The 23,066-nt window shown below is 35.9% G+C and carries 21 protein-coding genes; all 21 read right to left on the bottom strand.

Features of this window, described 5'->3' with window-relative positions; genetic code table 11:
- Positions 1 to 1,879: hypothetical protein (locus tag NCCP28_RS09270; protein WP_248561092.1), on the bottom strand; the 1,879-nt coding region annotated here is incomplete at its 3' end.
- A gap of 42 nt (positions 1,880 to 1,921) precedes the next feature.
- Positions 1,922 to 2,572: a MotE family protein gene (locus NCCP28_RS09265; RefSeq protein WP_248561091.1), complete on the bottom strand. Its 651-nt coding sequence runs from the start codon at positions 2,570 to 2,572 to the stop codon at positions 1,922 to 1,924.
- Position 2,573: 1 nt separating this feature from the next.
- Positions 2,574 to 3,026, bottom strand: coding sequence for a flagellar export protein FliJ (gene fliJ / locus NCCP28_RS09260; RefSeq protein ID WP_248561090.1), 453 nt, complete (start codon positions 3,024 to 3,026; stop codon positions 2,574 to 2,576).
- 4 nt (positions 3,027 to 3,030) lie between these two features.
- Entirely contained in the window at positions 3,031 to 4,347 is a 1,317-nt protein-coding gene (gene fliI, locus NCCP28_RS09255; RefSeq protein ID WP_248561089.1) for a flagellar protein export ATPase FliI, read from the bottom strand.
- Positions 4,344 to 5,099, bottom strand: a complete 756-nt coding sequence (fliH, locus tag NCCP28_RS09250) for a flagellar assembly protein FliH (protein ID WP_248561088.1) — start codon at positions 5,097 to 5,099, stop codon at positions 4,344 to 4,346. The genes fliI and fliH overlap by 4 nt, the downstream gene beginning before the upstream one ends.
- The gene (fliG, locus tag NCCP28_RS09245) at positions 5,092 to 6,108 is read right to left on the bottom strand and encodes a flagellar motor switch protein FliG (protein ID WP_248561087.1); all 1,017 of its coding nucleotides are present in this window, start codon (positions 6,106 to 6,108) and stop codon (positions 5,092 to 5,094) included. The genes fliH and fliG overlap by 8 nt, the downstream gene beginning before the upstream one ends.
- A gap of 13 nt (positions 6,109 to 6,121) precedes the next feature.
- Positions 6,122 to 7,714, bottom strand: coding sequence for a flagellar basal-body MS-ring/collar protein FliF (fliF, locus tag NCCP28_RS09240; protein WP_248561086.1), 1,593 nt, complete (start codon positions 7,712 to 7,714; stop codon positions 6,122 to 6,124).
- Positions 7,715 to 7,764: 50 nt separating this feature from the next.
- Positions 7,765 to 8,076: a flagellar hook-basal body complex protein FliE gene (gene fliE, locus NCCP28_RS09235; RefSeq protein WP_248561085.1), complete on the bottom strand. Its 312-nt coding sequence runs from the start codon at positions 8,074 to 8,076 to the stop codon at positions 7,765 to 7,767.
- A 13-nt stretch (positions 8,077 to 8,089) separates the two neighbouring features.
- Entirely contained in the window at positions 8,090 to 8,533 is a 444-nt protein-coding gene (gene flgC / locus NCCP28_RS09230) for a flagellar basal body rod protein FlgC (protein ID WP_248561084.1), read from the bottom strand.
- A 1-nt stretch (position 8,534) separates the two neighbouring features.
- Positions 8,535 to 8,921 (bottom strand): flagellar basal body rod protein FlgB, encoded by a 387-nt coding sequence (gene flgB / locus NCCP28_RS09225; protein WP_248561083.1) that lies wholly within the window; start codon positions 8,919 to 8,921, stop codon positions 8,535 to 8,537.
- Between the two features lie 591 nt (positions 8,922 to 9,512).
- Positions 9,513 to 10,292, bottom strand: coding sequence for a GTP-sensing pleiotropic transcriptional regulator CodY (gene codY / locus NCCP28_RS09220; protein WP_248561082.1), 780 nt, complete (start codon positions 10,290 to 10,292; stop codon positions 9,513 to 9,515).
- Between the two features lie 121 nt (positions 10,293 to 10,413).
- Complete coding sequence (gene hslU, locus NCCP28_RS09215) at positions 10,414 to 11,823, bottom strand: ATP-dependent protease ATPase subunit HslU (RefSeq protein WP_248561081.1); 1,410 nt, start codon at positions 11,821 to 11,823, stop codon at positions 10,414 to 10,416.
- Positions 11,824 to 11,837: 14 nt separating this feature from the next.
- Positions 11,838 to 12,389, bottom strand: a complete 552-nt coding sequence (gene hslV / locus NCCP28_RS09210) for an ATP-dependent protease subunit HslV (protein WP_248561080.1) — start codon at positions 12,387 to 12,389, stop codon at positions 11,838 to 11,840.
- Positions 12,390 to 12,416: 27 nt separating this feature from the next.
- Complete coding sequence (gene xerC, locus NCCP28_RS09205) at positions 12,417 to 13,322, bottom strand: tyrosine recombinase XerC (RefSeq protein WP_248561079.1); 906 nt, start codon at positions 13,320 to 13,322, stop codon at positions 12,417 to 12,419.
- Between the two features lie 60 nt (positions 13,323 to 13,382).
- Positions 13,383 to 14,696 carry an FADH(2)-oxidizing methylenetetrahydrofolate--tRNA-(uracil(54)-C(5))-methyltransferase TrmFO gene (gene trmFO, locus NCCP28_RS09200; RefSeq protein ID WP_248561078.1) on the bottom strand — a complete coding sequence of 438 codons (1,314 nt, stop codon included), beginning with the start codon at positions 14,694 to 14,696 and terminating at the stop codon, positions 13,383 to 13,385.
- A 352-nt stretch (positions 14,697 to 15,048) separates the two neighbouring features.
- On the bottom strand, positions 15,049 to 17,124 hold the full coding sequence (gene topA / locus NCCP28_RS09195) for a type I DNA topoisomerase (RefSeq protein WP_248561077.1): 2,076 nt from the start codon (positions 17,122 to 17,124) through the stop codon (positions 15,049 to 15,051).
- A gap of 774 nt (positions 17,125 to 17,898) precedes the next feature.
- Positions 17,899 to 18,756, bottom strand: coding sequence for a DNA-processing protein DprA (gene dprA, locus NCCP28_RS09190; RefSeq protein ID WP_248561076.1), 858 nt, complete (start codon positions 18,754 to 18,756; stop codon positions 17,899 to 17,901).
- 211 nt (positions 18,757 to 18,967) lie between these two features.
- The gene (gene sucD, locus NCCP28_RS09185; protein ID WP_248561075.1) at positions 18,968 to 19,870 is read right to left on the bottom strand and encodes a succinate--CoA ligase subunit alpha; all 903 of its coding nucleotides are present in this window, start codon (positions 19,868 to 19,870) and stop codon (positions 18,968 to 18,970) included.
- Between the two features lies 1 nt (position 19,871).
- On the bottom strand, positions 19,872 to 21,041 hold the full coding sequence (sucC, locus tag NCCP28_RS09180) for an ADP-forming succinate--CoA ligase subunit beta (RefSeq protein WP_248561074.1): 1,170 nt from the start codon (positions 21,039 to 21,041) through the stop codon (positions 19,872 to 19,874).
- 392 nt (positions 21,042 to 21,433) lie between these two features.
- On the bottom strand, positions 21,434 to 21,757 hold the full coding sequence (locus NCCP28_RS09175) for an EscU/YscU/HrcU family type III secretion system export apparatus switch protein (protein WP_248561073.1): 324 nt from the start codon (positions 21,755 to 21,757) through the stop codon (positions 21,434 to 21,436).
- Positions 21,754 to 23,031 carry a hypothetical protein gene (locus NCCP28_RS09170; protein WP_248561072.1) on the bottom strand — a complete coding sequence of 426 codons (1,278 nt, stop codon included), beginning with the start codon at positions 23,029 to 23,031 and terminating at the stop codon, positions 21,754 to 21,756. The genes NCCP28_RS09175 and NCCP28_RS09170 overlap by 4 nt, the downstream gene beginning before the upstream one ends.
- Positions 23,032 to 23,066 lie beyond the last annotated feature (35 nt).

Here is a 23,066-nt window from a genome sequence, read left to right as displayed (position 1 = left end):
CTGAGGCCTTCTCTTCTTGCTCTTGAATCAATGGATTGGTTTCTTGTATAAACTTCGGCCTTTGCTCACTTTGGTTCCCTCGTCCAGTTCCTTCTGGCATAAACGTTCTTTCATTTGTTCCTATTTTGCCAAAGGGATTAGCTGCAAGTGGATTCGGCGCCTTCTCTTCTTGCTCTTGAACTAATCGACTATCCGCTTTTCTATTAAATGCACCCATTAAAATGCCTGAATTCTCTTCTGGCTTTTCTGAAGGTGTGCTTACAAATAAATTGCTTGTATTATTTATTTCTCCTTGATTTGGCAATTGATTGATTAGCCCAAGGTGTTTTTTTGAAATAGGCTGATTTTTCTCATTTAAGTTAAAAGATGATTCCAAAACACTATGTGCTTCATCTAAAAACATAGTATCTGGAAATGTATCTCTGCCATGTTCTATTTGAGTTTTCCCTTGATCAGTCTTCGAATCTAGTGCCTTCCCAAGCTGTTCGGCCATTTTATCACCATGGATTATTTTCTCATTTAATCCGCTGTTTTCTACAAAGTCCGTAGAGAAAGCATTTGCATTTAAGCCACTTTCTTTGCCGTTTTTATTTTGAACACTTTCCGCATGTGAATCTGCTGATTTTTTAATAGATTCAGATGCTGTCATTTGTGGACTGATTCTATTTTCAGTTTGCAAAGATGATAACAAGTCAGAATTTATTTTATTTAATTCTTTTTCAAACTCTAAATCAGAAATATTTTCTTCCATGATGCTCACGTTTTTTTGCTGCTGTCCTGATTGAATGCTTAAAAATGCATGTTTATTTTCACCAGTTATAGTGTTGATTTTTTTTTGATTAGCTAAAGCATCTTCACCTGCTTGACCTGCTAATTCCTCATTCGATAAAAAGATTGAATTATAAAAGAAATTATCTTCGGCAATTATTTCACCATTTTTCAACAAATAATCGTTATTTTGCATTAAAATATCAGCAGTTGTTTGATTGGTTTGTTCCACCTTATCAGTTACAAACTTCGATGCAGTTGATTCATTTGTTTTTGGAGAGAGCGTTTGTTCGGTCTCCTTTTTAGTTGCCAAAACACTATCAGGTGCTATTTCTGCCTGTGCTTTTGCACTCGTTGCTATGACTGCCCCATTTTCTTTAGTAGTTATTGTTTCATTAGTCTTTTGATGGATATCTCCCTCTATTTCTGATTGATCTAATTTTTGCATGATTGGATTTTTTTCCCTCATAGAATCCGCCGCTGTATCTGCATTGCTGCTATTCTCATGGCTTTCAGCTGCCATGCTCGTTTGATTTATTAATTGACTGACTAGATTAGCTAATGCATCAACAGTTTCATTAACTTTGTGTTGACTTTGCAACAAGGATGTTTCTGCTCCAGCTAATTGAATTCCCTTTAATGCATGCACAAGATCTGGCAATGAGGTTTCTGCAAACATATTTTCAGTCGGCTCATCAAAACTAAAAGAGTGAATAAAATGAAACAATTGCTTTTCTACTGTGGAAAATGCCCTTTCTACTTTTTCAGCCATCTGATGAAGCGTATTTTCGTTCAGTTCCGAATCTAGATCCCACTTATTTAATATCGCATGAATGATATTAATAGGATCCGCCTTTTCTCCTTCTAAATCAGCCGTAGAAGAAACAGCTTCTAGCTTTTCCACATTATTGTTTGACAATACTTTGAACAAATCCTGTAATGATGCTTTTGAAACAGCCCCATCGCTGACCTTTTCAGGAAGTTGCACTGGAACAACTGTATCGCTTTTTGCTAATGATTGAAAAAATGCCTGAAAACGATTAGAAGCAGCTGTTAATTTTGTGGATTCTATTGAATTTCCCGGCATCCATCCAAATTCGCCAATTTTCATTCTTTCACCCCCTTCCCTTTAGCTTTTGGGGTCTTTAGCTGCTTATTCATTATCTGCGTCATCTCCTGTTGAACTGCTAGTTGATCCTTGGCCGTTTAAAGAATTACTAGATAATAATTCAGTATATTTTGATGCAACGGCAGGTTCCATTTTCTCTAATATCGACGCAAGTTTGGCAGGTTTAACAGATGCCAAAATTTTCAATCCCTCACTTTGCCCCATCTCTGAAATAATGACTGCAGCATTTTTGGCTGACATTGTTTCATAAGTTTTCACAATATCATCAAAAGCTGTTTGTGTTTGCGTTTGTTCGCTTTTTAGGGCATCCAGTTCTTTTTGCAGTTTTTCTCTTTCTACCGTTATGTTTTTATTAATTTTGTCTTTATTGTCTATTTCTGTTTGCAAATTAGCGATTGTCTCTTCTTGTTCTGCAATTTTAGCCTCGAGCTTTTTTATTGATTCTGCATCCTTTTTTGTTTGTTCACTTGTATTAGTTTCCGTTGATGTTTTTTCTGATGTTAAAAAGGGAATATCATCTATTAAATCTTTTCCTTTATTCATCACATCTACCCCTGAATAAATAAACAACAATAAAACAACAACAATTGCAAATAAGATTGGAATAATCACTACTAATAGAATTCGCTGAAGAATATTAAAATTTTTCTTTTGTTCTTCTTCTAAATTATCCATATTAGCCACCTAGCTTTCCTGGTTGCATATATACTTGAAGGGAAATATCATCCATTTGTTTTGCTTCCAATGCTTTTTCCAATTCTATGAATTTGGTAAAGTCTTTTTCTTTTATTTTTATATATTTTTTAACCTCTAAATTTTTTTCCACCAGCTTTTCTTGATAAAAGCTCATTGTATTCCTGGCATTAACCACCATTTTCTGGTTATGTTCAATCGTTTTTTCTAAATTCCCCACAAAACGTTGATGGTGTCTTATTTCGCGAACAGAAAGGCCCATCGTTAACTTTTCTAGCTGCAATTGTTCAAGATCTTCTTTCTTTTTTAATACTTCGTACAATTTTTCAGCAGCCTCTTCAAATCGTTTTACCGACTGATTGTATGTGGTGCTTACTTCCTCTTTTTCTCTTTCTTTTATGGTCAAAATTTTTTCAAATTTATATTTGTATGTCATAACATTAGTCACCTGTTCCTATTAATGACACTAAGGAATGAAAAGTTTCCTCCATAGATATTTTTTCATCGGTAGCTTGTTTCAAATATGAAATAATCGCTGGATATAATTGAATAGCAGTATCAATTTCTTTTGAAGATCCTTTTTTGTAAGCACCGATATTTATCAAATCTTCTGAATTGATATAGGTGCTTAAATAGTCTCTTAATTTCTCTGCTGCCCGAATATGTTCTTTTGATACAATATGATTCATTACCCTGCTGACACTTTTTAGAACATTAACAGCTGGATATTGCCCTTTATTAGCAAGTTCCCTGTCTAAAACATAATGCCCGTCCAAAATGCCACGCACAGTATCAGCAATCGGTTCATTCATATCATCCCCATCTACCAATACTGTATAAATGGCCGTGATGCTTCCAAATTCATTTGTTCCCGTACGTTCTAATAGTTTCGGCAAGATGGCAAAAACAGATGGTGTGTACCCTTTTGTGGTCGGCGGTTCCCCAATCGCAAGCCCCACTTCTCTTTGCGCCATAGCGACACGGGTAACAGAATCCATCATCAGCATAACATTTAAGCCTTTATCGCGAAAATATTCTGCAATTGCCGTCGCTGTATAGGCACCCTTGATTCTCATTAAAGCGGGAGTATCCGATGTTGCCACTACGACAATAGATCTTTTTAGCCCCTCTGGACCTAAATCCCGTTCAATAAATTCCCTGACTTCTCTGCCCCGTTCCCCTATAAGAGCTATGACATTTAAATCTGCTTTCGTATTTCTTGCAATCATCCCAAGCAATGTACTTTTCCCAACACCACTGCCGGCAAATATGCCAAGGCGCTGTCCGGTTCCAACAGTCAACAAACCATCGATTAGCCGGACACCCATTTCCATGGAAGCAGATATCGGTGGTCTGCTAAGCGGGTTGGGCGGCTCTTGTTCAATCGGCACTGACTTTAGCCCTTTTGGCAAAGAAGATCCATCTAATGGATTGCCTAATGAATCAAGAACACTTCCAATTAATGCTGCACCTACTTTTATCTCTAATGGATCAGACGTACCTTCTACTAAACACCCTGGTGAAATATCGTTAACGGTTGTGTAGGGCATTAAAATAATATTTTCTTCTTTAAACCCAACTACTTCGGCTTTTATCACACGTTTATTTTTTGTGCCGATATGAATCAGACACACATCCCCAATGGAACTTTCAGGACCTTGTGATTCAATCATTAATCCAATCACTTTTTTTACTCTGCCATAACGTTTGTATGAATCGATTGCATCTATTGTAGAAAGGAGTTCAGAAGCTTTCATTCCTCTTGTTCACTCTCCAATAAATCTAATAGTTTTTGTTTTAGCATCTTTAATTGTGTATCGACTGTCGCATCTATTCTTCCATTATTAGTTTCTATTACACAACCATTTTCTGATATCCCTGTATTTGGAAAGATAAATAAATTAGGCTGAATCGGAAATAAACTTAATAACTCTTCTTTTTCTGATAAAACATATTGATAATGCACGGGATGAATATGAAGCTGCACCTCTTTTATTCCCTGGCCTTCTTGCAGCACTTTTTTTACCACATTTAAGAAATATGATTTATCTTGTTCAATTTTGCTATTCATAATTTTTTCAGCAGCTCTTATTGCAAGATCTAAAATGGTCTTTTCAGCAGAAGCCAAATAGCTTTGATAATCATTTTTGGAAAGTTCAATAACATCTTTTGCCATTTGAATATGCTCTCCATATTCTTGATAGCCCATCGTTCTGCCTTCTTTTAAACCAACATTATATCCGTCCTGCTTCGCTTCTTCTATTAGCTGCATTTTTTCTTCTTGCCAATTTTGCTTTTCAATTTGCAGCTGCTGTTTTTCTTGTTCGATTTGTTCATATGCTTGCATTAAGATTGAGTTTGCTTCTTCGTTCGCTTGCTCGATTATTTTAGAATGTTCTTCATCTGAAATAATATCCATTTCTTTTAAAGAATTCATATATTTAATGGAAATGACTTTTTCTTCTGTTTGTTTTTGGCTAGCCCAATTTGACTTGATTAACCTAGACAATAATATCATCTCCTCCGCCACGTGCTACGACGATTTCCCCAGCATCTTCTAATCGGCGAATAATCGCGACAATTCGAGATTGCGCTTCTTCCACATCTTTCAGCTTAACTGGACCCATAAATTCCATTTCTTCTTTAAAAGATTCCACCATTCTTGTAGACATATTGCTGTACACAACTTCTTTTACTTCTTCACTAGAGACTTTTAATGAAAGAAGCAAATCTTCATTTTCACAATCCCGGATAATGCGCTGGATTGCCCGATTATCCAATGTCACAATATCTTCAAATACAAACATTCTTTTCTTAATTTCTTCTGCCAATTCAGGATCTTGAATTTCTAAGGCATCTAATATCGTACGTTCTGTCGTTCGGTCTACGCCATTTAATACCTCAACAACAGCTTCAATTCCACCAGTTTGCGTTTGATCTTGAGTTACAGTGCTTGATAGTTTTCTTTCTAGCACTTGCTCTACTTCATTAATGATTTCCGGTGAAGTGCTGTCCATTACAGCAATCCTTTTAGCAATATCTGCTTGCATTTCTTGCGGCAATTCTGACAATATTTGCCCAGCTTGGGATGGATCTAAATAAGAAAGTATCAGTGCAATCGTTTGCGGATGCTCATTCTGAATAAAATTTAATATCTGATTTGGATCTGCTTTTCGAGCAAAATCAAATGGCCTTACTTGCAGACTTGTTGTTAAGCGATTTAAGATAATAGTTGCTCGTTCTGAGCCAACAGCTTTTTCAAGAACAGTTTTGGCATAACCAATCCCGCCTTGTGTTATATAGTCTTGGGCAAGAGCAATGTTATGAAACTCCTCTATCACTTCATCCTTTGCTGAAAATTCCACTTTTTTTATTCCGGATATTTCTAAAGAAAGCTGTTCTATCTCTTCTTCACCCAAATGCTTATAAATGGACGCAGCTACGTCTGGTCCCAGTGATATAAGAAGAATAGCTGCTTTTTGTTTCCCCGTTAACTCTTTTGTATCTCGTTTTGCCATTTGTCTACTCTCCTTAATCTTCTGTGATCCATGTACGCAAAAGTTTGGCAAAATCTTCCGGCTTCTCTTTTGCCATTTTTTCTAATTGTTTTCTTCGAAGCGTACCTTCTGATTCTTTTTCTTCATTTACATCAGGTATCGTTATAGGCTCGATAATTTCTTCTACTTCTTCTACCGGCATCTGTTTTTTGCGAGCTCTAATAAATAAGAAGATTAATAGAGCAATAATTGCAAGTAGCACACCGCCAACAACATACACCCACCAAGGAATCATGCTGCCTGCATTTTGAGCCTGGGTTTCTGTTTTTCCATTAAACTTCTGAACAGAAACAGCAATTTTATTCTGCAGATCTTCATCTGAGATTTGACCATCTACAGATGATTTATCAATAGACGTTCGAATAATTGTACCTAAAATATTGTTGATTTGATCAACACTTTCTTGCGGAAGCGATGCTGTATCATTAGCATCAGGCGGCTCTACCATTACTTGAATGCCTAGGTCGCGCACTTTGTACGGACTTTCCACAATTTGTTTTTTAATACGGTTTACTTCATAGTTGATTGTATCTTCCGTTTTTTCCGATTCTCCGCCTGATCCCGTCGCCGTATCTGTATTATAGGTAGTTGTATCAGCGTCTTCCTCCGCTTGTGCTACACCTTCTGCAGCAGCATTATCACCTGAATATGTTTCCGAAAGTTTTTGTGCACTTACAGCAATTCCTTCCATATTTTCTTCATCTACTGGCGATACAAGGTTTTCTTCTCTATTTTCTTGGGTAAAATCAATATCAGCAGTAACAGAAACCATTACTTTATTTTGCCCCATCAATGTTCCTAACATAGTTTGAACCTGTCTTTGAATATCTCGTTCTATTTGTTTCTTTACGTTATTCTGAGCAGTAAAAGTATCAGATGCAGAATTTGTTGAAGAATTTAAATCAAAATACTCAAAGTTTTGGTTGGTTATGACGATATTATCTGTAGGAAGGTTTGGTACACTTTTGGACACGAGTGTATATAACCCTTTTATTTGACTTTCGGAGAAGTTATAGCCTGCTTTTGTATTTAATACAATAGAAGCAGATGCTTCTCCATTTTCATCGGAAACAAACACGCCTTCTTTTGGCAATGTAATAACAACTTTGGCATCATTTATTCCATCGATGCCTTTCATTAAATTAGCGATTTCTGTTTGCAAAGCATCTAATTTCAGCACATTAAATTCATTATCTGTCATTCCAAAACTTGCATTTTCACTAAAAAAGGAATAATCAATACTTCCAGATTTCGGAATGCCTTCTGCTGCAAGCTCAACTTTTAGCGTATCTACGACTTCTTCCGGAACACTGATTGTTTTTCCGCCATCAGATATTTCTGATGTAATCCCTCTGCCATCTAAGCTCTCTTTAATCGTTCCTGTTTCAGAAGGAGATAAATTGCTGTATAACGGCACTAATTTTTCTCTTGAAAAAAAGAAAACCGACGCTGCAATAATGCCGATTAGCAAAACGATGCTTGAAATGAGCATCGTTTTTTGCATTTTGGTGCGATTACCCCAATACATTTTTAATGGATTTAAAAACCTTTGAATATTCTCTTTCATTCTTTTCCCCCGGTTACTATAAGATTATAAGCTAATAACCGCTTAATTTATTAAACTGTCATTCTCATCATTTCCTGGTATGCTTCTACTGCTTTATTACGGATTTCAATTGTTGCCTGCATCGTAATACTTGCCTTTTGTGAAGCAATCATCACTTGTGATAAGTCGACATTCTCTCCTTTAGCCAACTTAGTCGTTAAGCTATCTGACTCATTTTGAGCTTGATTTACTTTGTTAAGAGAATCTTTTAAAAACGTTGAAAAGCTTTTGCTTGAATCAGAAGCAGTTTTACTCACAGCTGCTGTATTTGCATTTGTGGTTGGCAATATGTTGGATACCGCCGGAAAATTAATTGAAGCCATTTAGTTTCTCTCCCTATTTGCCTATTTCTAATGTTTTCATCAGCATACTTTTAGATGCATTTAATACTGTAATATTCGCTTCATATGACCTGGAGGCACTCATTAAATCGACCATTTCCCTTAATGGATCAATATTTGGCATTTCTACATAACCATCTTCATTGGCATCTGCATTATCTGGATCATATACTAGCTCAAATGGCGTCTCATCTTCGACAATTTTGGATACTTTTACACCATCTCCAACACTTTTTGCAGCATTTAAATGGGAAGCAAATGTATTGCCTTCTTGCGCTTGAAGAACAACTGATTTTCTTTTGTACGGCACCCATTCTCCGTCCACAAGTTTCCCTCTCGTGGAATCTGCATTTGCCATATTGGAAGAAATGACATCCATCCTTAATCGCTGAGCAGTCAAAGCAGATCCAGTTGTATTAATACCTTGAAATATGGACATATTATCTGCCTCCTTTAATGACATTTTCTAAAGAAGTGAATTTGCCGCTAATTCTATCTATTAAAGCATTATAGTAAATTTGATTTGTCGCAAGCTCCGTCATTTCCTTATCAACATCCACGCTATTTCCGCTGTTATTATAGACAGAATTGGATTTCGTTACAATACTCGAACTTCCTGTGGTATTGGTGCCTGTAAAGTCAATATGTCTTGCATTAGTTTTAGTTGCTTCAATAGCATTGGATAAAGATTCTTTGAAGGTAACATCCTTTGCTTTATAATTTGGAGTATCTACATTTGCAATATTTTGTGCAATTACTTTTTGTTTTGTATTAGAATAGTTAATGGCGTTTTCAAGTGTAGAGATTGTATCTGAGAAAAGTTTCATGGAACACCTCAAAATTAATAATTACAATACCTTTGTAGAATATTGCATTTTTATGACGAAAAAAGAACACGATGTCTTTTATTGTAATGATTTTGGAATAAGTTGTCTATGGACATAAGGATAATTTTAATAAGTCATTAGTCCTATTTTAGAAAAATCATATAAAAATACGCAAATCTTTCCTTATTATATACCTTTATGCTTAAAATATCATAAAGAATTTGTGGTGATTTCGAACTAGCATTATTAACTATACTACAAAAAAATATATGCTATAAACTCTTTGAAGTAAATACTAAGAATTTGGCAACTTGTTGAAAATTGTCGAAAAAAATTCACAAATAATAAAGAAACAGTATTGTTATATGAACTAAAGAAAAAACAAGTAATTTTTGTTAAATAATTCTGCTTTTTTTCTTTTCTAGTCTTCCTTTAATAGAACAAACATCACATAAATGATAATAATAAAAAAACAAGGATAAACTTCTATTAAATCTGTCTGCTATCACCTCTTTTATGCAAAAGTGTGATTTCCCGAACAAATCTAATATAAAGTTACCCTTGTTTTATAGATAAGATTCTAGCGTCTTTTTAGTTTGCTTTCAGTTTTTCTAATTCTAAAAGGAATTTATCATTAAGCACTTTAATATAAGTGCCTTTCATTCCTAATGAACGAGATTCAATTACACCAGCGCTTTCTAATTTACGCAATGCATTTACGATAACAGATCTTGTAATGCCAACACGATCTGCAATTTTTGAAGCTACAAGCAAACCTTCACTGCCATTTAATTCTTCAAAAATATGTTCAATCGCTTCTAATTCACTGTATGATAAAGAACTGATTGCCATTTGCACAACCGCTTTGCTTCTTGCCTCTTCTTCGATTTCTTCTGCTTTTTCACGAAGGATTTCCATTCCTACTACAGTTGCTCCATATTCAGCCAAAATTAAATCATCATCATGGAATTGATCAGAAAGTCGAGCCAAAATTAACGTGCCAAGTCTTTCCCCACCACCGATAATCGGAACAATTGTAGTTAAACCTTTTTCAAATAATTCTTTGTTTTCAATTGGAAATGCTGTATATTCGCTTTCCACATCCAAGTTGCTGGATGTATTTTGAATATTAAATAGGCTGTTTGTATATTCTTCTGGAAATTGGCGATCCTCAAGCATTTTTTTCATACGATCATTTTCGATTTGCTGATTAATCGCAAATCCTAATAACTTTCCTCTTCTGCTTACAACAAAGATATTTGCTTCAATAACCTCACTTAACGTTTCTGACATTTCCTTGAAGTTTACAGGTTTTCCAGCTGCTCTTTGAAGCATCGCATTAATTTTTCTTGTTTTTGTTAATAAATCCATTCTTTTTTTTCCTCCTATAAATAAAACCATAACTCTAAATCTATTTCTTTTCGTTTTAAGACTGATCCGCAAAAATTGCTTTTTAGGAGATTATTACTTTTTAAGCATCCTAAGCACTGGACTATAGAATAAACTGGCTTAAATCTTTGTTACGAGAGATTGCCCCAAGTTTTTCTTCTACATATTGAGGAGTAATTGTAATCTTATCCATTGTAATATCTGGTGCTTCAAATGATAAATCTTCCAGTAATTTTTCCAAAATAGTATGCAATCTTCTTGCACCAATATTATCTGTATTTTGATTAACTTCAAATGCTACTTCGGCAATCTTACGAATAGCATCGTCAGAAAATTCAATTTCTATACCTTCTGTTAATAAAAGAGCTTTATATTGTTTAACAAGTGCATTATCCGGCTCTACAAGAATACGGTAAAAGTCTTCAACCGTCAATTTAGTCAACTCTACACGTATCGGCATGCGCCCTTGCAGTTCTGGAATCAAATCAGATGGCTTCGTAATATGGAATGCCCCTGCTGCAATAAACAACACATGATCCGTTTTTACAGACCCATATTTTGTTACAACAGTAGATCCTTCAACGATTGGCAGAATATCTCGCTGCACACCTTCTCTTGATACATCTTGTGAAGAACCGCTGCTCGATTTGCTTGCAATCTTGTCAATTTCATCAATAAAGATAATCCCCATTTGCTCCGCACGCTGTACAGCTTCTTGAGTCACTTCATCCATATCGATTAATTTTTGAGCTTCCTCGTTTGTCAGCACAATACGAGCTTCTTTTACTGTCAATTTACGTTTTTTCTTTTTCTTTGGCATAAAACTGCTTAAAGCATCTTGCATATTCATGCCCATTTGCTCCATGCCAGAACCTTGCAGCATATCAAACATAGAAGCTTGCTGTTCCTCTACTTCTACTGTGATTTGCTCATTTTCCAATTCGCCTAAAGCAAGTTTTTCTTTGATTATTTTGCGTTTTTCCCTTTTGCTTGTTTCTTCAACAGTTGACTCTTCTGTTTCAGCATCCGAACTTCCTCCTCCAAAAAGCATTTCAAGAGGATTTTTGTAATTGGCCTGTTTTTTTGCAGAAGAAGGAACCAATAAATCAACCAAACGACTATTTGCAGCCATTTCGGCTCTTTCTTTTACGTCTAGCATTTTTTCTTCTTTCACTAATCGTACAGATGTTTCTACAAGATCTCTAACCATTGATTCTACATCTCTGCCGACATATCCTACTTCAGTGAATTTTGTTGCTTCCACTTTTACAAAAGGTGCACTTACTATTTTAGCAATGCGTCTTGCGATTTCTGTTTTACCAACACCTGTAGGTCCTATCATAAGAATATTTTTGGGGCTAATTTCATCTCGCAGCTTTTCATCTAATAAACTTCGACGAAAACGATTTCTAAGCGCCACAGCCACTGCTTTTTTTGCATCTTTTTGGCCAACAATATATTGATCAAGTCGTTCTACTATTTGGCGTGGTGTTAAACCTGCTTTTTTTTGCATGAAAAAACTCCTCCTTATAACTCTTCTACGATAATATTGTTATTTGTATATACGCATATGTCCCCTGCTATTTCTAAAGCAGCTTTAGCGATTTCGTATGCTGTCAACTGTTCGCCAGAGTATTTTTTTAACGCCCTTCCAGCAGATAAGGCATAGTTTCCACCTGAACCAATTGCAAGAATTCCGTCATCTGGTTCTATTACTTCCCCAGTTCCAGAAACTAATAATAGATCGGTCTCATTCATTACAATTAACATTGCCTCTAACTTGCGAAGAATTTTATCGCTTCTCCACAGTTTAGCAAGCTCAACAGCTGCTCTTTGTAAATTCCCATTGAATTCTTCCAATTTTCCTTCAAATAGTTCAAATAGTGTAAAGGCGTCAGCAACTGATCCAGCAAATCCAGCAATTACTTTTCCATTAAAGAGTTTACGGACTTTTTTTGCTGTATGCTTCATGACAACTGCATTCCCAAAAGTCACCTGACCATCGCCAGACATCGCGCATTTTCCTTTATGCTGTACGGCAAATATAGTTGTTGCATGAAATTGTGGTAATTCAGACATGTAAACTTCCTCCTTTAGCAATTATCCCTACGCCCTAGGATGATAGGACATATATGTTTTTTTTAAATACTCATTTGTAACATGTGTATATATTTGGGTAGAAGATAAAGAGGAATGACCCAAAAGTTCCTGTACAGTCCTCATATCAGCTCCATTCGCCAATAAATGCGTGGCAAATGAATGTCTTAGCTTATGGGGATATATTTTGTCGCCGCTAGAGAGAGTGTTCATCATTTTATCTAAAATATCTCGAACGCCTCTATCTGTTAACGCGCCTCCTCTATAATTGACAAATAGAAAATTATGATCTTTTCCATTTTTTCCCATTATTTTCATTCTTCCTTCTTTTATGTAGGATTCCAAAGCGGCATGAGCAAAACTTCCAAATGGTACATACCGCTCTTTTTGACCTTTTCCTTTTATTAAAATAGTAGAAATGCTGAAATCAATATCTTTCAGCTGAATTTTCGTACATTCACCAACTCGAATACCTGTAGCATACAATAATTCAAGAAGTGCTTTATTTCTTAATCCTAAAGGCGTCAAGGAATCACATGACAAAAAAAGTTGCTGCAGCTCTTCTTCATAAAAAAAACCTGGCAGCCTTTTTTCTAACTTTGGAATTGATATAGTAGAAAAGGGATTTGCCTCTACTACTTCTTCTCTTACTAAAAAGCGATAAAAGCTGCGCAAACTGGATATTTTCCGGGCAACTGATTTTCTTGCTAATTGTTCATCAAATAATTTTGTTAAATATATTCTGACATCAGAAGAATTTACCTCATTTAAGTCGACTATTGCTTGATTTGTCATAAAAAGAAAGAATTGTTTTATATCCTGCTGATAAAATTCAATCGTATAAGGTGAGCAATTTTTTTCTATTTGCAAATACTCGACAAAAAGCTGTAAAGAAGCGTTTTCTTTCGTATCCATTGCTTCACCTCGCAGACGGCTTCATTATATTAACATACTTTGTTTACACAAGCAATTAATTTACGTATTCTTCACAAAGTTCTGAATTGTTTCCAATGCTCTTGCAGCATGCTGTTCATATCTTTCTTTTTTCCCTTTAATTCTAACAGGCAATTCAGGGAATAGTCCAAAATTAGCATTCATTGGCTGGAAGTTTTTTGCGTTTGTTGATGTAATATATCTTGCCATGCTTCCAATCGCTGTTTCAGCAGGAAAAACAAGTGGCTCTTCCCCATTGATGACACGTGCAGCATTAATGCCTGCGACCAGTCCACTTGCAGCTGATTCTACATACCCTTCTACACCAGTCATTTGACCTGCAAAAAATAAATCTTGGCGGTTTTTAAATTGATAAGTAGGCTCCAATACTTTTGGCGAATTAATAAATGTATTGCGGTGCATCACTCCATAACGCACAATTTCTACATTTTCAAGTCCTGGGATTAATTGCAGCACTTCTTTTTGCGCTCCCCATTTTAAATGTGTCTGAAAACCGACAATATTGTACAATGTTCCCGCTGCATCATCTTGGCGCAGTTGAACAACCGCATATGGACGCTTGTCTGTCCTTGGATCCTCTAAGCCTACAGGTTTCATCGGGCCAAACAACATCGTTTTTTTCCCACGGGAAGCCATTACTTCTATCGGCATGCAGCCTTCAAAATAAATTTCTTTTTCAAATTCTTTAAGAGGAACTGTTTCAGCTGAAATTAACGCTTCATAAAAACGATTAAATTCCTCTTCTGTCATTGGACAGTTTAAATACGCTGCCTCACCTTTATCATAGCGTGATTTTAAATATACTTTATTTAAATCTATGCTATCTTTTTCCAAAATAGGCGCTGCTGCATCATAAAAATAAAGATAATCTTCTCCAGTCAATGATTTTAAGCTTTCAGATAGACCTTGGCTTGTTAAAGGACCAGTCGAAATAATTGTTGGACCTTCTGGAATAGAAGTTACTTCTTCATTAAAAACAGTCACATTAGGATGGTTTTTCACTGTATCTGTTACTCTTGCCGCAAATTCATGTCGGTCAACAGCTAACGCTCCACCAGCTGGTACCGCACATAAGTCCGCAGATTCAATAATTACCGAATCTAATCTTCTCATTTCTTCTTTTAATACTCCTACAGCATTTGTTAAAGCATTTCCTCTTAAAGAATTGCTGCAGACAAGTTCTGCAAATTTATCTGTATGATGTGCAGGTGTTTGTTTAACAGGTCGCATTTCGTATAAATTGACATGGATTCCTCTTTTTGCCAATTGCCAAGCTGCCTCACTTCCAGCAAGACCTGCTCCTATTACATTTACATATTTTTGATTTTCTTGCATTGCTGATCCTCCAAGTTTTATTCTAATTTAATCATTTAATAGTATAGACAAGAAAAGGCTACTCCAATAATCAAGTCTTTTTTTCTTGATTTTTCAAAATGACAAATATTTGATTGATATATACAGTGCTCCATCCAAAAGCAGACTGACTGCTTTTGGATGGGACATTATATTTTAATTGAAATAGCTGCAATTTGCTACTATCCTTTTACGTTTAATTATGAAAAAAGTTTCAATCTATTAGCTATTTAGATCTGTAAGGAATTATCACATCCACACAGCAACAGTTATGGATAAATTTTGAATTATCCTATCCAAAGCTAAAAGAGTGAGCAGCTTGCTCACCCTTTTTTTAGCTTTGTGGCTCTTCTTTGTAATCACAGCTAACACATTGAACTTGTATCCCTTTTTTCAGCTTTTTCTCAACAAGCATGCCTTCACATTTTGGACATGGACGAGAAATTGGTTTGTCCCAAGAAATGAATTCGCAAGTTGGGAACTGGTCGCACCCATAAAAAATACGCCGTTTTTTGCTTTTTCTTTCAATGATGTTTCCTTCTTTGCAGCTCGGGCATTTTACTCCAATTTCTTTTACAATTGCTTTCGTATTGCGGCAGTCTGGAAAATTGCTGCATGCCATAAACTTGCCGTAACGCCCCATCTTAAATACCATTGGACTGCCGCATTGCTCACAATCTTCACCGGCAGGCTCATCTTTTATTTCGACTGATTGCATTTCTTTTTCAGCTTTTGCTAAGCTTTGCTCAAATACTTTGTAAAATTGATCAATTATTTTTACCCAGTTTACTTCTCCTGCTTCAATATTATCCAAATCTTGTTCCATATTGGCAGTAAATTCAACATTTAATATTTCAGGGAAAAATTCCAGTAGCAACTCTAAAACAATTTCACCAAGCTCTGTTGGCACAAATCGTTTATTCTCTAATGCCACATAGCCCCGTTTTTGAATGGTATCCAATGTTGGTGCAAAAGTAGAAGGTCTGCCTATTCTTAGCTCTTCTAAAGTTTTTACAAGTCTTGCTTCTGTATAACGAGGAGGCGGCTGAGTGAAATGCTGTTTTGGATCAATATCTTTATTGATTACTACATCTCCCTCTTGTAAATCAGGAAGCATGCGATCTTTTTCTTCAACAGCATCATCTGTTCCTTCCACATATACTTTCATAAATCCAGGGAATTTTACTTTTGAGCCAGTAGCACGAAATACAACATCTCCGTTTACTAAATCCACGCTCATTGTATCCATCACTGCTGGACTCATTTGACTTGCAATAAATCTTTCCCATATCAGCTTATACAGACGAAGTTGATCCCTTGATAAAAACTCTTTCAAAGAATTCGGTTCTCTGACCGTGCTTGTTGGGCGAACCGCTTCATGGGCATCCTGGATATTGCTGTTTTTCTTTTCTTTCCCTTTATCGCCTTTTGTATATTCACTGCCATAATTTTTTGTAATAAACTCGTATGCTTCTGTTTGCGCCACTTCCGAAATTCGGGTTGAATCTGTTCTCATATATGTAATTAACCCGATTGTTCCTTCTTTGCCTAGATCAATTCCTTCATATAACTGTTGGGCAAGCATCATTGTTTTTTTGGCTCTAAAGTTTAACTTTCTTGCTGCCTCCTGCTGCAGGGAAGATGTAGTAAAAGGCACAGCTGGATTTCTTTTTCTTTCCCTTTTTGCCACTTTTGAAACCGTAAATTTATTTCCTGCTAATTGTGCTTTAATGCCATTTACTTCTTCTTCTGATTTAAGGTCGACTCTTTCACCCTTGATCCCATAAAATCCTGCTTCAAAAGATGATTTGCCTTTTACAAAACTGCCTTCGATTGTCCAATATTCTTCTGGAACAAATTTTTTTATTTCATGTTCTCTATCAATAATCAGGCGAACGGCCACAGATTGTACTCTGCCAGCACTTAATCCTTTTTTTACTTTTTTCCAAAGCAGTGGCGAAATATTATAGCCAACTAAGCGATCAAGAATTCTTCTGGCCTGTTGAGAATCTACCAAATCCATATTTATCGGCCGCGGATGTTTAAAGGATTCTTTGATTGCATCCTTTGTAATCTCATTAAAAACAACACGGCAGTCGGACTCAATGTCCACTTTCAAACTTTGAGCAAGATGCCAAGCAATTGCTTCCCCTTCTCTATCGGGGTCAGCCGCTAAGTATATTTTTTTCGCTTTTTTGGCAGCCGTCTTCAAATCTTTTAAAATGGGACCTTTTCCCCGAATTGTTATGTACTTAGGTTCGTATTCATGCTCTATATCAATACCTGTTTGGCTTCTAGGCAAATCACGGATATGGCCCATAGATGCTTTTACTTTATATTTTTTTCCTAAATAACGTTCAATCGTTTTTGCCTTTGCTGGCGACTCAACGATTACAAGAAACTCTGACATTAACTGTCCTCCTTAAGAGGGATTCTAAATATTGATTATTGTATACTATGTTTCTACTTGTCAAATAATACGATAAAAAGTAAACGTTTTCAACTATTTTTTATACGGATAATTTTCTATTTCCATTTTTTTTATCTGTTGCACAATGTATAACAGATTTCAAAAAATAGCAACCCCTTTTTTATTTTATTGCTTAAAAATAAACATTTATTTTTTCTATTATATATACAAAAAGTCAAAAAAAATACATATGTTTTATTCTTTTTATAAAGTAAAATTGCAATAATTGGGGATTTTATCCATTTTTTACTGATTAATATTTCAACCAGAACTTTATATCGAGTTTTCTTAAACTCTCGATTTCTTACACTCTCTCCTAATTTTTTAGGGGATAAACTACTGTCTGTTTAATGGAAAACAACTCAAGTAATGCAATTCCTTATTTTTTCCAATATCTATACTGTATCATTTACTTTATACAAAGAAAATACAAATTTTCTTCTTTTTGGCTCTATTGCATAAACCGTTTCATTTTAGTTGGCTGTTTTCGTATAGATTGTGGCTCTTAAAATCATTGCTCTGCTACACTTCGCTTTCCGCGCGCCATGCCTGAGCCGCTTTGTTGCTTTGCTCATCTGCTTAGGTCTCGTCTTTCTAGCCTTCCGCGTATGCAGGCTGCTCCCGATTTACTTCTCCTGTTTTTTATTTTACAAACTTCGAAAAAATAGCGGATGCAAATGGACCAGCTGATTTGCTTTAATTTATTTAGGCCCTTCAATAATGCCATTCTTCTAATATATCTTCAGCAGAGAGCACTGGTTTTGCACCTGCTTTAATCAATTCATTTGCTCCGACAGAAAAAGGGCTGAAAATGCTGCCAGGAACAGCAAAAACATCTCTTCCTTCGTTTAAGGCAAAATTAGCGGTTATTAATGATCCGCTTTTTCTTTTTGCTTCCATCACTAATGTTCCGTTGCATATCCCGCTTATAATGCGATTCCTCATCGGGAACTGCCATTTCATTGGTTTAGATAAAGGAGGATACTCAGATATGATAAGATGTTTTTTCATCATTTCTCTTGCTAGAGGAATATTCTCTTTTGGATAGATTTGAAAAAGCCCCCCAGCAATTACGGCTATTGTTTTGCCCCCGTTTGCCATTGCTGCTTTATGTGCCAATGTATCTACACCTGCCGCCAGACCACTAGCAATAACAATTCCGTTTTTCACTAGATCGGGCATTAATTTTTCTATTGCTTGGTGGCTATAGTTTGTTGCAAGCCTTGAACCAACAACAGCAAGTTTTTTAGGCCTATTCATAAGGGAAGCATCTCCCTTTGTATATAATACCCATGGAGGCTGATAAATCTCCTTTAAAAGTTTCGGATAACGAGAATCAAAATAGGTGATTGCAGTTATGCCATTATGTTTATATTGGCTGATCTGCTCCTGAATAAAAGTAGAATGAAAGTCTTCCATTGTTTCTTTGGCAATGGGCAAAGGAAGTTTTTTATTTGGAGTGGAAAAAAAGATTTGGAGCTCTGGATCCATTTTTAAAAGGGTTAATATGGTTTTCCAGCTTATTTTTCGACAATGGTGGAGTTTGATTAGTTTTTCATTTAATGTATACAAATTCCCTTTCTCTTCCTTTCTTACAATAATAAAAAAATATTAATAGAAGAAATTTGTATAAGTATACATACATTTAAACCTAGAAAAAATAAGGAATTACACCTATATTATAAAACTTTTTATATTTTTTTAATAGATGATTCTAAAGCTTCTTATTTTGAGCAGAAAAAAGTGTGCACAAATAGTGCACACCTTTTTTATTTGAAATCTATTAATGCGTTTTGCATTTATCGTAAAGAGATTGCTCCTTAAGCACTTCAATTAATGTAGAGCCCATCACCGCAGGAGTTTCAGCCACTTTAATCCCGCATTCATTTAATACACTGATTTTTTCGTCGGCTGTCCCTTTGCCTCCAGAAATAATTGCACCAGCATGCCCCATTCTTTTTCCAGGAGGAGCTGTTCTGCCGCCAATAAATCCTACTACCGGCTTTGTCATATTAGCTTTAATCCATCTAGCAGCCTCTTCTTCTGCTGTTCCGCCAATTTCGCCGATCATGATAACTGCATAAGTGTCTTTATCTTCATTAAATGCTTTTAATGTATCAATAAAGTCTGTGCCATTAACAGGATCTCCCCCGATTCCAACCGCTGTTGATTGTCCAATGCCTGCCTGGGTAAGCTGATGAACTGCTTCATAAGTCAAAGTGCCTGAACGGGAAACCACGCCAACATGGCCTTTTTTATGAATATATCCTGGCATAATGCCAATTTTGCACTCTTCTGGAGTGATGACGCCTGGACAGTTGGGTCCTACTAATCTTGTTTTTTTGCCTTCCATATACCGCTTTACCTTTACCATATCTAAAACCGGAATATGTTCTGTAATACAGATAACTAAATCAAGTTGTGCATCCACTGCCTCCAAGATGGCATCCGCTGCAAATTTTGCCGGCACATAAATAACCGAAGCAGTTGCATTAGTCGCAGCAACCGCCTCCTGCACCGTATTGAATACAGGAACTCCTTCTACTTCACTTCCACCTTTTCCAGGGGATGTTCCAGCAACGATATTTGTTCCGTATTCTAACATTTGCTGCGTATGGAACAATGCTGTTTTTCCTGTGATGCCTTGCACAAGCACTTTAGTCTCTTTATTAATAAATACACTCATGTTATTTCCCCTCCTGTACAGCCGCAACAATTTTTTCTGCACCGTCTGCCATTGATTCTGCTGCAATAATATCAATGCTTGATTCTTGCAGAATTTGTTTGCCTAACTCAACATTTGTCCCTTCTAGGCGTACAACAAGAGGAACGTTTAAGCTTACTTGTTTTGCGGCTTCCACAATTCCTGTTGCAATGACATCACATTTCATGATGCCGCCAAAAATATTAACAAATATTCCTTTTACATTTTGGTCGGATAAAATAATCTTAAATGCTTCCGTTACCTTTTCCGGTGTAGCACCGCCCCCAACATCAAGGAAATTGGCCGGTTCTCCTCCGTAATGTTTGACAATATCCATTGTTGCCATAGCAAGTCCTGCTCCATTAACCATACAGCCAATATTGCCGCTTAATGCAATATAGCTTAAATCATATTTAGACGCCTCTAGCTCTTTTGGATCTTCTTCCTCTAGATCTCGATACGCGACAATATCTGGATGTTTATATAACGCATTGGAATCGAAATTTAATTTTGCATCCAATGCCATAATGTCTCCTTCTTCTGTTAACACAAGTGGATTAATTTCAGCGATGGAACAGTCTTTTTCCACAAATACATTATAAAGACCAGTCATAAACGAAACCGCTTTATTTATTTGCTTAGCAGGAATATTAATGGAAAAAGCAAGTCTTCTTGCTTGAAAAGCTGTTAATCCAACAATTGGATCCACTACTTCTTTAAAGATTTTTTCTGGCTGATTTTCTGCGATTTCTTCAATCTCTGTTCCGCCTTCTTCTGACCCCATCATAACAATCCGGCTTGTTGCCCTGTCCAACACTAACCCTATGTAATATTCTTTTTTAATATGGCATCCTTCTTCAATAAGTAATCGCTTTACCTCTTTGCCTTCGGGTCCAGTTTGATGGGTAACTAATGTGCTTCCTAGTATAGATTCTGAATAATCTTTTACTTCTTCGAGAGATTTTGCTACCTTCACGCCGCCTGCTTTCCCTCTTCCTCCAGCATGAATTTGCGCTTTCACTACCCAAACATCTCCACCTAATTGTTTAGCCCCTTCTACTGCTTCTTCTACAGTAAAAGCTACATTCCCTTTTGGTACACTAACACCATTTTTCGCTAAAAGCTCTTTCCCCTGATATTCATGAATATTCAATTCCCACACCCCTAACTTTCCCGTTTTCTTTTTTCTAGACCATATTTTTGCATTACACAATTTCAAAACTTACTTTCTTTTTGAAAATCTTTTCTTTTAAAAATATCGTTAACAAGTTACTAATATTCTTTTTTTCAAAAAAATTTTCATATTCTTAAAAGAATAATGCAACAATTTAGAAATGTTCACGCTTTCATTTTATAAAAAAACTTCAGCCTTTGTCCACAAAAAAGGCTTGAGGTTTAAGAAAATTATTTTCTCCTAATAGGAGAAAAACTTATCAAGATGAAAATACAAGCTGGCATAAGCTGAATCCCTGTCATTTTTTATCCATGTATCCGTGAAAAGTTCATTTACAATATAGTCTATAACATACTATTTTTATTCCAGCATTATCTATCCTTCATTAAAATAGTTTCATTACTGTTTTTCTTCACCTGCTCATATTCTTGCTCTATTTTATAAATGAAAGCAAAAACTTCTGCTACTGCTTGGTATAAATCTTCTGGTATCTTTTCTTGTATATTTAGTTTGGATAAAAGTTCTACCAAAGAAGGATCTTCCTGTATCGGCACACCATTTTCTTTTGCTTTTTTAATAATGGCCTCAGCAACTAGACCTCCTCCTTTAGCAACAACTATCGGGGCATCTTGTGTATGCTTGTCATAACTTAACGCAACTGCTTCATGGCGCTTTTCCTTTTTCTCCTGTTTCATATTTTGATATCTACTCCTTTATAAGAAGAATATCCTAATTGATAGCCAGCAAAAGGCCTTTTTTCGTTCTCTTTTTTGTCGGAAAATGGTTTGCAAACAATCGACAATAATGTATAATTCGCTTCTTGCATTTTTTCTTTTAGTCCTTTTGCAAACATTTGGACTATCTCTCCTAGAAAAGGCTGATCGTTCATAACGGTTACATTCATTACTCTATTTTGGATTTGCATATCAATAGCGGTTTCTTTTATATGCAGCAAATCCAAATAAAAAAGAATTCGGCAAAAATCACTATCTATCTTGCCGTCTTTTGTTTTTCTGCCGGTAAATTGAAGACTTGCTTCTACTGCATGCCCCTCAAAAGAAAACGGGAATTGCATAATCATTTGTGTTACGGGACCTGCTTCTTGGGATAATAATTGCAGACCTGTTATTTTATCTACTAGCTGCTGTGCCGGCTCTTTGATAGAAGAAGAAATATCTGCTTTTAACAAATCCAGCAAAAGTGGTTTTAATTGCTGAACACCTTCTTTTATTTCCTTATTTGATATAAGATGCCCTGCCAATTCTGCTTCATAGGAAAATCCTAAATTTCGGAGGACTTGGCTTAAAAAGTTTTTTATCTCCCTGCCGTCTTCTAAATCGAGAAATTCTTTTCCATTAATTGCTGCCAACAATTCTGTTAATGGATTATTTTTCACCGAATGTGCAGTTAATTCGTTTTGCAATAGTTCAAGCAGCTTAGGAAATGATTTTCCAGACTGCACAGCAGAAAGGCTTATAAATACCTCTTTTGTAAAAGGCAGTTCTTTATCTGCCATCTCTTTAATAATTGCTATATCTTGTTTTAGTTCCTTGCTGTTTTTGAGCCAGCTTGCCGCCTGTTCTAAAATTTCACTCGTTAATGGAAGTTTATTATGTACAAATGAAGCGATAACGGCTCGACTTTCCGTTGTTTTTGGCAAGGATAGCTGTTCAAGGAGAGCTTCTGTTTGATTTTGTTGAGCACTTGCGGTGGTTTTTATCGATGTCAGCACTTTCAGCTGCGGTTTTTTCTCTCCTTTTTGCACTTGAAACCAATAATTGCTATCAACAGATAAGGGAATCGACAACTCTGCTAAGAGCTTGTTCTGTCCAATCTGCACTTCAGCCATTTGATTTGGAAAAATTTTGTTGATTTTCCCAAAAATAATTTGTCCTTGTCTTAAACTAAGGGGCTGATTTATTGGTAATTCTTGTTTAAAAAACGAAGAAATATTGGCAAAATAATTCATCTTTTTCCTCCTCAATTTGTTTGTAGAAAAATAAA

It is taken from the genome of Niallia sp. NCCP-28, assembly GCF_023168165.1.
Lineage (GTDB): Bacteria > Bacillota > Bacilli > Bacillales > Cytobacillaceae > Niallia.
The sequence above is the reverse complement of the archived record's forward strand: the minus strand, read 5'-3'. Positions and strand labels throughout refer to the sequence as shown.

What these genes read in the sequence shown, in the direction of transcription:
- fliG (WP_248561087.1), bottom strand. Translation starts at nt 6,108, where the DNA reads ATGGCAAAACGAGATACAAAAGAGTTAACGGGGAAACAAAAAGCAGCT.
- codY (WP_248561082.1), bottom strand. Translation starts at nt 10,292, where the DNA reads ATGGATTTATTAACAAAAACAAGAAAAATTAATGCGATGCTTCAAAGA.
- topA (WP_248561077.1), bottom strand. Translation starts at nt 17,124, where the DNA reads ATGTCAGAGTTTCTTGTAATCGTTGAGTCGCCAGCAAAGGCAAAAACG.
- sucD (WP_248561075.1), bottom strand. Translation starts at nt 19,870, where the DNA reads ATGAGTGTATTTATTAATAAAGAGACTAAAGTGCTTGTGCAAGGCATC.
- NCCP28_RS09175 (WP_248561073.1), bottom strand. Translation starts at nt 21,757, where the DNA reads ATGAAACAGGAGAAAAAGGAAAAGCGCCATGAAGCAGTTGCGTTAAGT.
- fliJ (WP_248561090.1), bottom strand. Translation starts at nt 3,026, where the DNA reads ATGACATACAAATATAAATTTGAAAAAATTTTGACCATAAAAGAAAGA.
- trmFO (WP_248561078.1), bottom strand. Translation starts at nt 14,696, where the DNA reads ATGCAAGAAAATCAAAAATATGTAAATGTAATAGGAGCAGGTCTTGCT.
- NCCP28_RS09170 (WP_248561072.1), bottom strand. Translation starts at nt 23,031, where the DNA reads ATGAATTATTTTGCCAATATTTCTTCGTTTTTTAAACAAGAATTACCA.
- hslV (WP_248561080.1), bottom strand. Translation starts at nt 12,389, where the DNA reads ATGTCTGAATTACCACAATTTCATGCAACAACTATATTTGCCGTACAG.
- fliF (WP_248561086.1), bottom strand. Translation starts at nt 7,714, where the DNA reads ATGAAAGAGAATATTCAAAGGTTTTTAAATCCATTAAAAATGTATTGG.
- xerC (WP_248561079.1), bottom strand. Translation starts at nt 13,322, where the DNA reads ATGGATACGAAAGAAAACGCTTCTTTACAGCTTTTTGTCGAGTATTTG.
- NCCP28_RS09265 (WP_248561091.1), bottom strand. Translation starts at nt 2,572, where the DNA reads ATGGATAATTTAGAAGAAGAACAAAAGAAAAATTTTAATATTCTTCAG.
- flgC (WP_248561084.1), bottom strand. Translation starts at nt 8,533, where the DNA reads ATGTCCATATTTCAAGGTATTAATACAACTGGATCTGCTTTGACTGCT.
- hslU (WP_248561081.1), bottom strand. Translation starts at nt 11,823, where the DNA reads ATGCAAAAAAAAGCAGGTTTAACACCACGCCAAATAGTAGAACGACTT.
- fliE (WP_248561085.1), bottom strand. Translation starts at nt 8,076, where the DNA reads ATGGCTTCAATTAATTTTCCGGCGGTATCCAACATATTGCCAACCACA.
- fliI (WP_248561089.1), bottom strand. Translation starts at nt 4,347, where the DNA reads ATGAAAGCTTCTGAACTCCTTTCTACAATAGATGCAATCGATTCATAC.
- flgB (WP_248561083.1), bottom strand. Translation starts at nt 8,921, where the DNA reads ATGAAACTTTTCTCAGATACAATCTCTACACTTGAAAACGCCATTAAC.